We start from the raw sequence: 14650 nt of genomic DNA, 5'->3' as shown, positions 1-14650 counted from the left end.
GTAAAACGCTACTTCTGTGGATAATACGCATATTTCGCCGGAAGTGGTATCCGGGTTAGCCAAAAAGCAGGCAGGTCGTGATGGATATTGTATTTATAGAGCAACTTTCTGTAATCACCACTATTGGTGTTTACGACTGGGAACAAACGATCGAACAACGGTTGGTGTTCGATATCGAAATGGCATGGGATAACCGCAAATCGGCTAAAAGCGATGATGTGGCTGATTGCCTGAGCTATGCTGATATTGCTCAAACGGTTGTTAATCATGTGGAAGGTGGGCGCTTTGCGCTGGTAGAACGGGTTGCGGAAGAGGTGGCAGATCTCCTGCTTAGCCGCTTTAATTCTCCCTGGGTACGGATCAAACTCAGTAAACCTGGCGCGGTAGCCCGTGCGGCGAACGTCGGGGTTATCATTGAGCGTGGCAATAATCTGAAAGAAAATAATTAATTTAATAATTTCTAAAACAAACGGGTATAAAAGGGTCCTTTCGTCGGCTCTTTTTTGCCGTGGTTTCTCTATCTAGGGGTTTATTAATGAGTGATATGCACTCGCTGCTGGTGGCGGCAATTTTGGGTGTGGTCGAAGGATTGACGGAATTTTTACCCGTTTCCAGTACTGGCCATATGATTATTGTTGGCCACCTGTTGGGTTTTGAGGGTGACACTGCAAAAACATTCGAAGTGGTTATCCAGTTAGGTTCTATCCTGGCCGTTGTGGTGATGTTCTGGCGACGTCTGTTTGGCCTGATCGGCATTCACTTCGGCAAGGCTCCGCATGAAGGCACTGGCAAAGGTCGACTGACGCTGGGACATATCCTGTTGGGGATGATTCCAGCCGTGGTACTGGGGCTAATCTTCCACGACACCATCAAATCGCTGTTTAACCCGATCAACGTGATGTATGCGCTGGTGGTGGGGGGTGTACTGCTGATTGCCGCAGAATGCCTGAAGCCGAAGGAGCCGCGTGCGCCGGGGCTGGATGATATGACCTATCGCCAGGCGTTTATGATTGGCTGTTTCCAGTGTCTGGCGCTGTGGCCGGGTTTTTCTCGCTCCGGGGCGACGATTTCTGGCGGCATGCTGATGGGCGTGAGTCGTTACGCGGCCTCTGAATTCTCCTTCCTGCTGGCCGTGCCGATGATGATGGGCGCGACGGCGCTGGATCTCTACAAGAGCTGGTCTTTCCTCAGCGCATCAGATATCCCGATGTTTGCAGTCGGATTTGTGACGGCGTTTATCGTGGCGCTGGTGGCGATCAAAACCTTCCTGCAACTGATTAAACGCATCTCGTTCATTCCGTTTGCGATTTACCGCTTTATTGTGGCGGCTGCCGTTTACGTCGTGTTCTTCTGATGACTTACCGTGGTGCCGGATGGCGGCGTTCTGCCTTATCCGGCCTACGGGTTATATCCGTTTCGAACCTGTAGGCCGGATAAGCACAGCGCATTCGGCAACGCAGTGTCTACGCTTTCGGGCAACGCTGCTCCTTCCAACTGGCTACTGCCGCGATGCGACGTCGGGTCAGTTCTTCACGAATTGCCTGACCTTTGAATCCAGCTTCAACCACGTCTTTCGTTGGCACCGCCTGCGCAACCTGCCAGGCTTCGCGCAACAGCCTGCCTTGCGGATAATCTGCCGCTTCAAAACCGGTTCGCCCACGCACATCGGCCTCGCTGGTGAGGGCGATTTGCTCCACGCGCTGCGGTTTGCGCCAGGCATCGATGGAATCAAACAGCTTAACGATGGTTTTCGGCTGCAGGATCGGGAAGGTATGAATGAGGTCGTGGAACTCGGAAACCAGTTTGGCTAAATCACGGATGTCATTCGGCACGCGCAGGCGCTGGCACAGTTGTTCGACAAGCTTAACACCTGCCGGACCGTGGCCGTGATGGCGCGGCCACAGCGCTTTAGGCGTCAATGCCTTGCCAAGATCGTGGCACAGCGTAGCAAAACGCACGTCGACCTCCGGACTTAACATGGCTGCCATCGACAGCGTCATCAGCGTGTGAATGCCGGTGTCGATTTCCGGATGCCACTGTGCGGGGGCTGGAACGCCAAACAAAGCATCCACTTCCGGAAACAGGACGCGCAGTGCGTCGCAGTCGCGCAGGACCTGGAAAAATACCTGTGGGTTACGGGTGGTTAATGCGCCTTCGGTTTCTTTCCACACCCGCTCTGGTGTCAGATGCTCCAGTTCACCAGCGGTGGTCATGTCACGCATCAGCGTCATGGTTTCGTCAGCGATACGAAAACCGAGGTGCGCATAGCGGGCAGCAAAGCGCGCCACGCGCAGCACGCGCAGCGGATCTTCGCTAAAGGCAGATGAAACATGGCGCAGCAGACGGTTTTCCAGATCGTCGCGTCCGTTATACGGGTCGATAATCTCCCCGTCGTCATCGCGGGCGATTGCGTTGATGGTCAGGTCACGACGCTGAAGATCGGCCTCCAGCGTGACATCTGCGGCGGCATAGCAGGTGAACCCGGTATACCCCGAGCCTGACTTACGTTCGGTACGCGCCAGCGCATACTCTTCGCGGGTTTGCGGATGCAGAAACACGGGAAAATCGCGGCCTACCTGCTGGTAGCCCGCGTCGAGCATCTCTTGCGGCGTGGCGCCAACAACAACCCAATCTTTATCTTTAATCGGTAGCCCTAATAACGCATCCCGAACAGCACCACCGACCAGATAAATCTTCACGCCACTTTCCTTTTGCAAACTATGATCCCTTAATCATATGTCAGTGTGGCGGAGAAGGCGATTCAGTTCATCCAGCGATCTTTGCGTTTACGGCTTGGGATCATGTGTGGCAGAACCAGGCCGAGCAGCAGACCAAGACCCAACACGCCGCCACCGTACATAAACCACTGCATGATGATGGTGCGCTGTTTGTCATCAAGCTGAAGGTTGGCTGCGCTGACCTTCTTTTGCGCCACGATAAGCTCGTTTTTCAGCTTCTGGTTTTCTTGTTTCAGTCCGTCGATCACGCTGTCGCTTTGCGCGACCTTTTGCTGCATATCGGCGGTGCGCTGGTTCCACGTGGTATCGATATTATTGAGCTTATCGGTCAAGGTCTTAACCTGGTTTTCCAGGTCGGGAACGCGGGTACGCAGGCTCGGCGTACTGTTCAGCTCTTTCAGCGGGATCCAGGCGGTACGACCGGTGCTGTCTTTCACCTGGCCGTAGTTAGTGTTGGCATCGGTCTGTAATAGCGTGACTTCCTCGCCGGCGTTAACCGTACCCACGAGGCGATAATTATCTCCCGGACCGCTGCGGACCCAGGTGTTCAGTTCGTCAGAGACATAGCGCTTTTCTTCGGCATGAGAGACTGCAGTGGCGCTAAGTGCGAGTAAAGTTAATCCAATCAGGCGTAATTTTGGCATCAGGCTGTCGTTATTGTCATAGAAAGTGGAACGATAGTAGTGGCATCAGTGTCTCTACGCAAAGCATTCGACATCAATCGGAATCATCTGTGTCCTTTTTGCCACCACTCGAAACTTTTACGCCCGTCAAATTGCTCGTTGCATGGCAATTTGGCGCAAAATACTATCTACTGACCATAAATAACGAACTTAGTTCGCAGTCAGTTTTCTCAACTGTGACATAACCCATAAGTACAAGACCATGGCTCAGGAAATCGAATTAAAATTTATCGTCAATAGTGACGCTGTAGATGCGCTACGTGAACGTCTGAATACGCTGGGGGGAGAGCATCATGCGCCCAGTCAGTTGCTGAATATCTACTACGAAACACCGGATGCGTGGTTGCGTGGTCACGATATGGGGCTGCGTATTCGCGGTGAAAATGGTCATTACGAAATGACCATGAAAATTGCCGGACGCGTGACGGGCGGACTGCACCAGCGGCCGGAATATAACGTTGCGCTAAACGCGCCTGAGCTGGACCTCACCTTGTTCCCAACGGAAGTCTGGCCTGACGGCGAGCTGCCTGCTGAACTTGCTTCTCAAGTGCAGCCGTTGTTCAGCACCGATTTTTACCGTGAGAAATGGTTGGTTGATGTTGATGGCAGCCGGATTGAAATGGCCCTCGATCTGGGGGAGGTGAAAGCGGGCGAGATTGCAGAACCTATCTGTGAGCTTGAACTTGAACTGCTAAGCGGCGATACCCGTGCGGTACTGAAGCTGGCAAACCAGCTGGTTTCGCAAACCGGTTTACGCCAGGGTAGCTTGAGCAAAGCAGCGCGCGGTTATCACCTGGCTCAGGGGAATGCGCCGCGCGAACTCAAACCGACACGCATTTTGAAAGTTCCGGCGAAAGCGAGTATTGAGCAGGGGCTGGAAGCGGCGCTGGAGCTGGCATTATCACAGTGGCAGTACCATGAAGAGCTGTGGGTGCGCGGCGTTAAAGGGGCGAAAGCCGAGGTGCTGGCGGCTATGGGCCTGGTGCGTCACATTCTGATGCTGTTTGGCGGTAATGTGCCGCGAAAAGCGAGCGCTCACTTACGTGATTTGTTGACCCAGTCGGAAGCGATCATTTCGTCGGACGTTTCTGCTGTTTCGGCGGTTTACAGCACGCAAACGGCAATGGCCAAGCTGGCGCTGACCGAATGGCTGGTGACCAAAGGATGGCAGCCGTTCCTTGATGCGAAGGCGCAGGGAAAAATTGCCGACTCCTTTAAGCGTTTCTCGGATACCCATCTTTCACGCCATGCCGCTGAGCTGAAAACCGCTTTTGCGCAGCCGCTGGGCGATCAGTACGCCGATCAGCTTCCACGTTTGACGCGCAACATTGATAGCATGCTGATGCTGGCGGGATACTACGATGAAAATGTCGCATCAGAATGGATCGCCAACTGGCAGGGTTTGCGCCACGCCATTGCGGCCAACCAATATATTGAAATTGAACACTTCCGCAACGAGGCAATCGCGCTGGAACCGTTCTGGCTGCACAGCGGAAAACGATAATCAGGGCCGAGGCCGGGATGCCTGATGGCGCTGCGCTTATCAGGCCTACGCGATGTGTGTAACTGTCATGTAGGCCGGATAAGGCGAAAAGACGCATCCGGCACCATTCAAAGGATAACCCGTAAATGAAGCAGCTCTCTTCACCGTTACAGCAGTACTGGCCGACCGTTGTTGAGCGGTTGCCAGCAGCAATATCTGAGTCCTCGCTTAGCGTTCAGGCGAAGTCAGTACTTACATTCAGCGATTTTGTCCGTGACAGCATTATTGCCCATCCCGAATGGCTGTCTGAGCTGGAAAGCGCTCCACCCCTGGCGGATGAATGGCAACACTATGCCGACTGGTTACAGCAAACATTGGCTGACGTTAGTGATGAAAACACGCTGATGCGTGAGTTACGCCTGTTTCGCCGTCGCATTATGGTGCGTATCGCCTGGGCACAGACGCTGTCGCTGGTGACTGAAGAGAGTATTTTGCAGCAGCTAAGCCATCTGGCTGAAACGTTGATCGTCGCCGCGCGTGACTGGTTATACGCCGCCTGCTGTCGCGAATGGGGTACGCCCTGTAATCCTGAAGGTGTGGCGCAGCCGCTGCTGATTTTAGGCATGGGGAAACTGGGTGGCGGCGAGCTGAATTTTTCCTCCGATATCGACCTGATTTTTGCCTGGCCAGAACATGGCAGCACACAGGGCGGGCGACGCGAGCTGGATAACGCCCAGTTCTTTACCCGTATGGGCCAGCGGCTCATTAAGGTATTAGATCAGCCCACAATGGATGGGTTTGTCTATCGGGTGGATATGCGTTTACGCCCGTTTGGTGACAGCGGTCCGTTGGTACTGAGCTTCTCTGCGCTGGAGGATTATTACCAGGAGCAAGGGCGCGACTGGGAACGCTATGCGATGGTCAAAGCCCGCATTATGGGCGATGCCGACGGCACTTACGTCAGCGAGCTTCGTGCCATGCTGCGGCCTTTTGTTTTCCGTCGCTATATTGATTTCAGCGTGATCCAGTCGTTGCGTAACATGAAAGGGATGATTGCGCGTGAAGTGCGCCGCCGTGGTCTGAAAGACAACATCAAGCTGGGGGCGGGCGGTATTCGCGAAATCGAATTTATCGTGCAGGTATTCCAGCTGATTCGCGGCGGACGTGAACCGTCGCTGCAATCCCGCTCGCTGTTACCGACGCTTAGCGCCATCAATGCGCTGCACCTTCTGTCTGATACCGATACGGAACAACTGCGAGCAGCCTATCTCTATTTACGCCGCCTGGAAAACCTGCTGCAAAGCATCAATGATGAACAGACCCAAACGCTGCCAGGCGATGAACTGAATCGCGCGCGGCTGGCGTGGGGGATGAACGTTGATGACTGGCAGCAATTAACTGATGTGCTGGCCAATCATATGGACAACGTACGCCGGGTATTTAACGAGCTGATTGGCGATGACGAAGCTGAAAGCCAGGAAGAGTCGCTCTCAGAACAGTGGCGCGAACTGTGGCAGGATGCATTACAGGAAGATGACACCACGCCGGTGCTGACGCATCTGGCGGATGACGATCGCCGGCGCGTGCTGTCTCTGATTGCTGATTTCCGCAAAGAGCTGGATAAACGCACCATTGGCCCACGCGGACGCCAGGTGCTGGATCATTTAATGCCGCATCTGCTGAGCGATGTCTGTACGCGTGACGACGCCTCAGTCCCGCTATCGCGCATTACCCCTCTGCTGGTGGGGATCGTTACCCGTACGACCTATCTGGAACTGCTGAGCGAATTCCCCGGGGCGCTGAAGCATCTGATTTCGCTCTGTGCGGCCTCGCCGATGGTCGCCAGCCAGCTGGCGCGGTATCCGCTGTTGCTCGATGAACTGCTGGATCCGAACACCCTGTATCAACCTACCGCGACGGATGCTTACCGTGATGAGCTGCGCCAGTATTTGCTGCGCGTGCCGGAAGATGACGAAGAGCAGCAACTTGAGGCTCTGCGCCAGTTTAAGCAAACGCAGCTACTGCGTATTGCCGCGGCCGATATCGCCGGTACACTGCCGGTGATGAAGGTGAGCGATCATTTAACCTGGCTGGCGGAAGCTATTATTGATGCGGTAGTCCAGCAGGCGTGGACGCAGATGGTCGCGCGCTACGGTCAACCCACTCATCTTAGCGAACGCGAGGGGCGTGGTTTTGCCGTCGTCGGCTATGGCAAACTGGGCGGTTGGGAGTTGGGTTACAGCTCGGATCTCGATTTGATCTTCCTGCATGACTGTCCGATGGACGTGATGACGGACGGTGAGCGTGAGATTGACGGGCGACAGTTCTATCTGCGTCTGGCGCAGCGCATTATGCACCTCTTTAGTACCCGTACTTCGTCCGGTATTTTGTACGAAGTGGATGCGCGTTTGCGTCCGTCAGGAGCGGCGGGGATGCTGGTGACATCAACTGACGCTTTTGCCGATTATCAGCGTAACGAAGCCTGGACATGGGAGCATCAGGCTCTGGTGCGTGCTCGCGTAGTGTACGGCGACCCGCAGTTGACCTCTCAGTTTGATGCGATTCGTCGCGATATCATGACCCTCGTCCGTGATGGGAAAACTTTGCAGACCGAGGTGCGCGAAATGCGTGAGAAAATGCGTGCCCATTTGGGCAATAAGCATCGCGATCGTTTTGATATCAAAGCGGATGAAGGCGGCATCACAGACATTGAGTTTATTACGCAGTATCTGGTGCTGCGCTATGCGCATGAAAAACCGAAGCTGACGCGCTGGTCGGATAACGTGCGCATTCTGGAATTACTGGCGCAAAACGACATTATGGACGAGCAGGAAGCGCTGGCGCTTACCCGTGCTTATACGACGTTGCGTGATGAACTTCATCATCTTGCGTTGCAGGAACTTCCGGGCCATGTGGCGCTGGAGCACTTTGACGCTGAACGTACGCTGGTGCGTGACAGCTGGCAGAAGTGGCTGGTTGCCGAGTGAAGTGTGCTATTATCGCGCGCAAATTTTAAGACCCTCAGAGAATCTCTCAGGAGACAGGAATGAAAGTAACGCTGCCAGAGTTTGAACGTGCAGGAGTCATGGTTGTCGGTGATGTGATGCTGGATCGCTACTGGTACGGTCCTACCAGCCGTATTTCACCTGAAGCGCCGGTTCCGGTGGTGAAGGTCGATACCATCGAAGAACGTCCCGGTGGCGCAGCAAACGTGGCGATGAACATTGCCTCTCTGGGAGCGAATTCGCGTCTGGTGGGCCTGACCGGTATTGACGACGCGGCGCGTGCGCTGAGCAAAACGCTGGCGGATGTGAACGTAAAATGCGATTTCGTTTCCGTGCCGACCCATCCGACGATCACCAAACTGCGCGTGCTTTCCCGCAACCAGCAGCTGATTCGCCTGGATTTCGAAGAAGGTTTTGAAGGTGTGGATCCGCAGCCGCTGCACGAACGTATTAACCAGGCGCTGGGTTCTATCGGTGCTCTGGTGCTCTCCGACTACGCCAAAGGCGCGTTGGCAAGCGTGCAGCAGATGATTGCTCTGGCGCGTAAGGCTGGGGTGCCGGTGCTTATCGATCCGAAAGGAACCGATTTTGAACGCTACCGTGGCGCAACGCTGCTGACGCCGAACCTGTCTGAGTTTGAAGCGGTGGCGGGCAAGTGCAAAAGCGAAGATGAACTGGTTGAACGCGGCATGAAAGTGATTGCTGATTTCGACCTTTCCGCACTGCTGATCACGCGATCCGAGCAGGGGATGACGTTGCTGCAACCGGGCAAATCTCCACTGCATATGCCGACGCAGGCGCAGGAAGTGTATGACGTGACCGGTGCAGGCGATACGGTTATCGGCGTGCTGGCGGCGACGCTGGCGGCGGGTAACTCACTGGAAGAGGCGTGCTATTTTGCTAACGCCGCAGCCGGTGTTGTCGTTGGTAAGCTGGGGACCTCCACCGTTTCTCCGATTGAACTGGAAAACGCCGTGCGCGGTCGGGCCGATACTGGCTTTGGCGTGATGAGCGAATCTGAGCTGAAACAGGCCGTTGCCAGCGCCCGCAAGCGCGGCGAGAAAGTGGTAATGACCAACGGTGTGTTCGACATCCTGCATGCGGGCCATGTTTCCTATCTGGCGAATGCGCGCAAGCTGGGCGATCGCCTGATCGTGGCGGTCAACAGCGATGCTTCGACCAAACGTCTGAAAGGTGAAACGCGTCCGGTCAACCCGCTGGAACAGCGCATGATCGTGCTGGGCGCGCTGGAATCCGTCGACTGGGTGGTCTCTTTTGAAGAAGATACGCCGCAGCGTCTGATTGCTGACATTCTGCCGGATCTGCTGGTCAAAGGCGGCGACTATAAGCCGGAGCAGATTGCGGGTAGTGAAGAGGTGTGGGCGAACGGCGGTGAAGTGCTGGTGCTGAACTTCGAAGATGGCTGCTCCACGACTAATATCATCAATAAGATCCAGAAAGACAGCGATAAATAACACCTGAAAAGTTTGCCGGATGGCGGTGTAAACACCTTATCCGGCCTACGTGACGTAACGTTTGTAGGCCGGATAAGACGCTTTCGCGTCGCCATCCGGCATTTTTACGTTTTATTCTTGAGCCGCAGCGCCTCTTTCCCTGATATACCCGCCATATTTCATGCCCTCTTAGATTTCATAGGAAACTGTGAACCCGCGCAGTAGTTTTGCGCACAATATGTACAGAATAACTTCGTATCCAGGGAAATACTGAAATTAGAAAAAGCATATGGCCTTAGCAGATATTCAATAACTGGAGGGTATGCTCATGAACAGCAATATGTATTCACTGAACAATTTCGATTTCCTGGCCCGTAGTTTTGCCAGGATGCAGGCTGAGGGCCATCCCATTGATATCCAGGCGATAACCGGGAATATGGATGAAGAACATCGTAGCTGGTTTTGCAAACGCTATGCGCTGTACTGCCAGCAGGCGACGGAAGCCAGGAAGCTAGAACTGGAACACTAACAGAAAAACGGGCCTTGCGGCCCGTTGTCGTTTTTACTCTTGCGGATCAACTGACGGGATCGCGGGGGCAGGCTTAACGTCTGCCGTTTTATCACGTGATTCAAGCTCAGTCAGACGTTGCTCAAGCAGCGCCAGCTTTTCACGCGTGCGCAATAAAACCTGAGTCTGTACATCGAATTCTTCGCGGCTTACCAGATCCAGACGGGTCAGCTGTGACTGCAGCGTTTGACGAATTTTCTTCTCGACGTCTTCGCCAAACTCGCGGATCCCTTTCGGCATCGACTCGTGAACCTGACGAGCAATCTGCTCAATTTTTTTCGGGTCAATCATTGTGGTTTCCCTGAACTGGTACGTGTTGCTGCCTATTGTAGTGCGAACTGGCACAGGCATAAACCAGAATTGTGTGAAGCTAAGACGAGTAAAGGCGTTGATGAAGGTAATCAATAGCGTTATAGTTAACCCGCTTATTCTCAGGGCGGGGCGAAATTCCCCACCGGCGGTAAATCAACTGATGTTGAAAGCCCGCGAGCGCTTTTTGTTACGGCAAAAAGGTCAGCAGATCCGGTGTAATTCCGGGGCCGACGGTTAGAGTCCGGATGGGAGAGAGTAACGATCCAGTCGGGCATGGACCCGCTCACGTTATTTTTTTGCCGCTTAGACGGTACTCCTAAGACTGCCCTGATTCTGGTAACCATAATTTTAGTGAGGTTTTTTTACCATGAATCAGACGCTACTTTCCTCTTTTGGTACGCCTTTCGAACGTGTTGAACATGCGCTGTCTGCGCTGCGTGAAGGACGCGGTGTAATGGTGCTTGACGACGAAGACCGTGAAAACGAAGGCGATATGATTTTCCCGGCAGAAACCATGACCGTAGAACAGATGGCGCTGACCATCCGTCACGGTAGCGGTATTGTTTGCCTGTGCATCACTGAAGACCGACGCAAACAGCTCGATCTGCCAATGATGGTGGAAAATAATACCAGCGCTTACGGTACCGGTTTTACCGTGACCATTGAAGCCGCAGAAGGCGTAACCACCGGCGTTTCCGCAGCAGACCGTGTTACTACGGTGCGTGCGGCAATTAAGGATGGCGCAAAACCTTCCGATCTTAACCGTCCGGGGCACGTTTTCCCGCTGCGTGCTCAGGCAGGCGGCGTGTTGACCCGCGGTGGTCATACTGAAGCAACCATCGACCTGATGACGCTGGCAGGGTTTAAACCAGCCGGTGTGCTGTGCGAACTGACCAATGATGACGGCACCATGGCCCGTGCGCCAGAGTGCATCGAATTTGCCGGTAAGCATAATATGGCTGTAGTGACTATCGAAGACCTGGTGGCTTACCGTCAGGCGCATGAGCGCAAAGCCAGCTAATTGCTGACTACCGCGACAACCGTGGTAGGGATAAAAAAACCGAAGTCAGTTTCCTGGCTTCGGTTTTTTGTTATTACAACCTGGCTATTTTTTTCTGGCCAGTTTAAGTGCCCAGGCTCCGCTCATTACCAGCAACAGCACTAAACATAAACCAAAAGCGAGCAGGCAAGCCTGCGCCATATTCATAAAATGCCATGGCGGGAGCAGATACCAGCCTTCGGACTGCTGGTACAGATCGACAAACCACTTTTGCATACTGCTAAGCGCTACGCCATCAGGAACGACAGGCGCGTCATAGCCGCAATCTCCAGTGGGCTTAAACCATTCTGGAGCCCAGTTTGCCAGCGGCAAATTGAAAGGGAATGTCGGATCGGTGGAACATCCCTGTACGCCAAAGAGCGAATCCGGGTCCGGGTTATGTACCGCATAATGAATGCCATTAAGTTTGATGGAGAACTTAATGCCCATAATGCTGCCATAAAATGCCGCAATGCAGCCGACCAGTTTTAGAATGAGGTTTTTAGGGTTTATTGCCGCGATCAGCCCACCGAAAACCATCACAAACATGGCAAAGCGGATGTATACACATTGCTCGCAAGGGGCCATGTAGAGATAGATTTGGAAGAACGAGTGCGCCAGAATAATTAACCCACCCATGGCACAAGCCATTAGCAACCACAAAAAGCGTCGCTCCTGCCATCTCACCAGGGTATTAACCGGTGCGGTACATAAGTCTCGCCACAATCCTTTGATAAAATCCATAGCCGGTTCCCTGTTTATTTTGTCGCCAGTTCTCTGACAAGCTCAGCCATGGAATCAATCGATTTGATGCTTTTGGTGTAGATCAGGTACTTACCATTGACGACGTAAGCCGGAACCCCCTGGATTTTGGCAACATCATAAGCCGCTTTCCATTTTTCCAAGGTCTCCTGGACTACGGGTTCTTTTAAGGCGTTCTCGAAGTCTGCTTGACTCATACCCGCAGCATCCAGCCCTGTTTTGATGAATGAAGCGGGATCTTTACCGTCAGACCAGCGTTCTTTCTTATCGTGGTAGGCAGTGTAGTAAGCAAACTTAGCTTTTTTGAACTGTGATTTGGCATCAAACAATGAAATTCCTGCGGCCTGATCCTTAGCAATCATTACTGCAAATACTTCACTGGCCTGTTTGCCGTATTCTCCTTTGGTCTCGAGATGAAACGGTGTGAAGGCGACGAGATCGGCAACTTTATCTGACACCGGGCCGGTCACGGCTTTATCATATTTGTAGCAGAATGGGCAGGCGTAGCTGAATACTTTGATCAACGTTTTATCAGCATTGGGAATCGGTTTCTCCAGCACCATATAGTCAGTACCTTCAGTAAAAGCCGATGCTGCAAATGGTGAAACCAGCGCTGCCGTTAATACCACGCTTTTAAATAATGAAGTAATCCATTTAGATGACATAATTAATCCTTAATCTAACGAAATTATTTAAACATTTGTTGTGGGCGAACCAGTAATGCGCGGTAGTGCGTTTGGTTTGGTTTATCGGAAAGGACATCAATTTCGACTTTGACTTCTTTTGTTTTGTAGTCAATTTCGTTGATTTTGCCGATTGTTGGCTGTCCAACGTCAAATAAATTAATAGAACCACCAAATCCAAACATCGTGTCGCGGTCTTTTTGATATTCAATTACCGACGTGATAGGACTGTAGAAATCATAACCGCGCTCTTTCCCGTATTCCCAAACTTGCTGAACGGTTCCTTTTTTCTCGTCAATTTTATATTCGACGAATCGGGAGTATTTCATTGTTGGTAGAGCCGGTTGTTCGAGTCCACGGCCATCGCCATTGTCAAAGATGGTTAGCGTTCCTTTGCTGGAGAGCCAGGCGGTGTGTTGGGTGTAGGTAAAATCGAAATCAGTATTCTCGCACTTACCGTTTTCATCACACTTCAGCGCGTTGCCCTTATCATCAACCGGTTTTAACAGTTTGCTTGCCAGCGCCTTATTCCAGCCTTTAGACGGTGCCAGGATCCATTTCACCTGTTTATCGCGACCGATTTTGACGACACCCTGATGGCGGGAAGAAAGAATGATGGAGTCATCTTTAGCGTCATAGGCAATGGAGTTGACGTGAGCCCAGTTACGGCCCGCACCAACGCCGAGGGCGTCACCATAGGGGGTATCTGGCTCCAGTTTCGCCTGTTGGCCTGCGTGAGCGAGATCCACGTTGACGCATACCGCGCCTGCGTCCAGCGCACCCAGCAGCGCGTCACGCATCGGGTCGAGAATTTGTGTCAGATCCCATACGTCAACAACACGTCCAGATTTATCGACTTCAATAATCTGGTCGCGGATGGTATGTACGTGAAGGCCATCTTCTTTGCGGTAATCGCGTTTACCCACGCGAAGCAGTACGGTGCCGTTCACTGTTTCGACCGACTCATGTGAAGCATCCAGGAATCCGCGAGGCAGCTTATGGTCGGCCAGAACTTGCCCCAGCATATCGAATTCATACCAGTGCTGGCCCTGGACGGCGGTGAAGGTGCCTCGCGGTGTTTCACGAATACCCATCAGGTAGCCGCGCTTGTTGATATCCATGTCATGGCCGTCATAGAAGGTGTCCTGATCCAGCCACCACCGATATTCACCTTCCGTATCGACAACAAAGGTAAAGGGTGCGATATCAAAGGGGAGTGCGCCGCCAGCTGGACCCGCATCCAGGATGCCGGCATTTTTATCTTTTTCGCCATGCCAGTGGAATTCTGCACCCTGCGGGGTAAAGGTGTGGGTATTCACCAGATAAAGACGATCTTCAAAACCCGGTGCTACTTTAATCACTTTTGTTTGCTGCAAATCAGATATTGAGCGGTTATCCATGTAGTGATTTACGATGGCTGATGTTTGCACCACATAATCATCTTTCATGGCCTTACCGTTTTCTTTATATTCAACGGTTACCTTATTTGCGAACTTTTGATAAAGGCCAAAAATAGGAATGCCATCGTACGTGGCGAGTGACTCTTTGCCGACGGTATAAGTCACCGGAACGCCTTTTTCACCTTTACCATGGACGGTAACTTTAACATCTGAAATAACGTGGCTATCTAATTCAACCAGCGCAGTAAGCGGGGCATTTCCATAAGGGTCAACTACTATTGCGCCCAATTTTCCTGCAGGTTGGGCCGGTTGAAAACCAGCGGCAAGAGAGTTTCCTGCTGCTAATCCAAATGTCAGTGCCAGAGTCCCTGCCAGAAGTGTTTTTCGGTACTGTGTAAACATGGATATATCTCCTTATATTACCTATAAATATAATCTTGCTGAATATATTATGTTTTTACGGTTTTGATAAAATAAAGCAGCATTGCTAATACTACTTTTGTAATGCATTAATTAATATTGA

The 14650-nt window shown here is 52.5% G+C and carries 13 protein-coding genes and 1 riboswitch; of the genes, 7 read left to right on the top strand and 6 right to left on the bottom strand.

From position 1 onward, the window contains the following. Positions 1–80 precede the first annotated feature (80 nt). Complete coding sequence (gene folB, locus BZK40_RS20840; protein ID WP_003024659.1) at positions 81–449, top strand: bifunctional dihydroneopterin aldolase/7,8-dihydroneopterin epimerase; 369 nt, start codon at positions 81–83, stop codon at positions 447–449. 86 nt (positions 450–535) lie between these two features. Further along, positions 536–1354, top strand: a complete 819-nt coding sequence (gene bacA / locus BZK40_RS20835; protein WP_003828439.1) for an undecaprenyl-diphosphate phosphatase — start codon at positions 536–538, stop codon at positions 1352–1354. Positions 1355–1463: 109 nt separating this feature from the next. Here bacA and BZK40_RS20830 read toward each other — a convergent pair whose 3' ends face one another. Continuing rightward, on the bottom strand, positions 1464–2699 hold the full coding sequence (locus BZK40_RS20830) for a multifunctional CCA addition/repair protein (RefSeq protein WP_048215522.1): 1236 nt from the start codon (positions 2697–2699) through the stop codon (positions 1464–1466). A 62-nt stretch (positions 2700–2761) separates the two neighbouring features. Then, positions 2762–3382, bottom strand: coding sequence for a TIGR04211 family SH3 domain-containing protein (locus tag BZK40_RS20825; RefSeq protein WP_003828434.1), 621 nt, complete (start codon positions 3380–3382; stop codon positions 2762–2764). A gap of 241 nt (positions 3383–3623) precedes the next feature. On the opposite strand from BZK40_RS20825, the gene BZK40_RS20820 reads away from it, so the two are divergent. The 4 genes from BZK40_RS20820 to glgS all read left to right on the top strand — a co-directional run bounded on the left by BZK40_RS20820 (position 3624) and on the right by glgS (position 9892). Then, entirely contained in the window at positions 3624–4925 is a 1302-nt protein-coding gene (locus BZK40_RS20820; protein WP_079935211.1) for a CYTH domain-containing protein, read from the top strand. 125 nt (positions 4926–5050) lie between these two features. Continuing rightward, positions 5051–7891 (top strand): bifunctional [glutamate--ammonia ligase]-adenylyl-L-tyrosine phosphorylase/[glutamate--ammonia-ligase] adenylyltransferase, encoded by a 2841-nt coding sequence (gene glnE / locus BZK40_RS20815; RefSeq protein WP_079935210.1) that lies wholly within the window; start codon positions 5051–5053, stop codon positions 7889–7891. A 59-nt stretch (positions 7892–7950) separates the two neighbouring features. Beyond that, positions 7951–9384, top strand: coding sequence for a bifunctional D-glycero-beta-D-manno-heptose-7-phosphate kinase/D-glycero-beta-D-manno-heptose 1-phosphate adenylyltransferase HldE (gene hldE / locus BZK40_RS20810; protein WP_079935209.1), 1434 nt, complete (start codon positions 7951–7953; stop codon positions 9382–9384). A gap of 301 nt (positions 9385–9685) precedes the next feature. Further along, positions 9686–9892 carry a cell surface composition regulator GlgS gene (glgS, locus tag BZK40_RS20805; protein ID WP_008785836.1) on the top strand — a complete coding sequence of 69 codons (207 nt, stop codon included), beginning with the start codon at positions 9686–9688 and terminating at the stop codon, positions 9890–9892. A 33-nt stretch (positions 9893–9925) separates the two neighbouring features. Here glgS and ubiK read toward each other — a convergent pair whose 3' ends face one another. Further along, positions 9926–10222, bottom strand: a complete 297-nt coding sequence (ubiK, locus tag BZK40_RS20800; protein ID WP_020996337.1) for a ubiquinone biosynthesis accessory factor UbiK — start codon at positions 10220–10222, stop codon at positions 9926–9928. A gap of 132 nt (positions 10223–10354) precedes the next feature. Next, positions 10355–10504, top strand: a riboswitch (FMN riboswitch). A 106-nt stretch (positions 10505–10610) separates the two neighbouring features. On the opposite strand from ubiK, the gene ribB reads away from it, so the two are divergent. Then, positions 10611–11264 carry a 3,4-dihydroxy-2-butanone-4-phosphate synthase gene (gene ribB / locus BZK40_RS20795; RefSeq protein ID WP_003828424.1) on the top strand — a complete coding sequence of 218 codons (654 nt, stop codon included), beginning with the start codon at positions 10611–10613 and terminating at the stop codon, positions 11262–11264. Positions 11265–11348: 84 nt separating this feature from the next. Here the strand turns inward: ribB and dsbI are convergent, their stop codons facing one another. Genes dsbI through assT form a run of 3 tightly spaced genes read right to left on the bottom strand, consistent with a single transcriptional unit; the run spans position 11349 to position 14529 of the window. Next, complete coding sequence (dsbI, locus tag BZK40_RS20790; RefSeq protein ID WP_048236780.1) at positions 11349–12026, bottom strand: protein-disulfide oxidoreductase DsbI; 678 nt, start codon at positions 12024–12026, stop codon at positions 11349–11351. A gap of 14 nt (positions 12027–12040) precedes the next feature. Then, positions 12041–12709 carry a thiol:disulfide interchange protein DsbA/DsbL gene (locus tag BZK40_RS20785; protein ID WP_079935208.1) on the bottom strand — a complete coding sequence of 223 codons (669 nt, stop codon included), beginning with the start codon at positions 12707–12709 and terminating at the stop codon, positions 12041–12043. Positions 12710–12732: 23 nt separating this feature from the next. After that, positions 12733–14529 (bottom strand): arylsulfate sulfotransferase AssT, encoded by a 1797-nt coding sequence (gene assT / locus BZK40_RS20780; protein ID WP_048215529.1) that lies wholly within the window; start codon positions 14527–14529, stop codon positions 12733–12735. Between the last annotated feature and the right edge of the window lie 121 nt (positions 14530–14650).

The sequence above is a fragment of the Citrobacter portucalensis genome, assembly GCF_002042885.1.
GTDB lineage: Bacteria > Pseudomonadota > Gammaproteobacteria > Enterobacterales > Enterobacteriaceae > Citrobacter > Citrobacter portucalensis.
The sequence above is the reverse complement of the archived record's forward strand: the minus strand, read 5'-3'. Positions and strand labels throughout refer to the sequence as shown.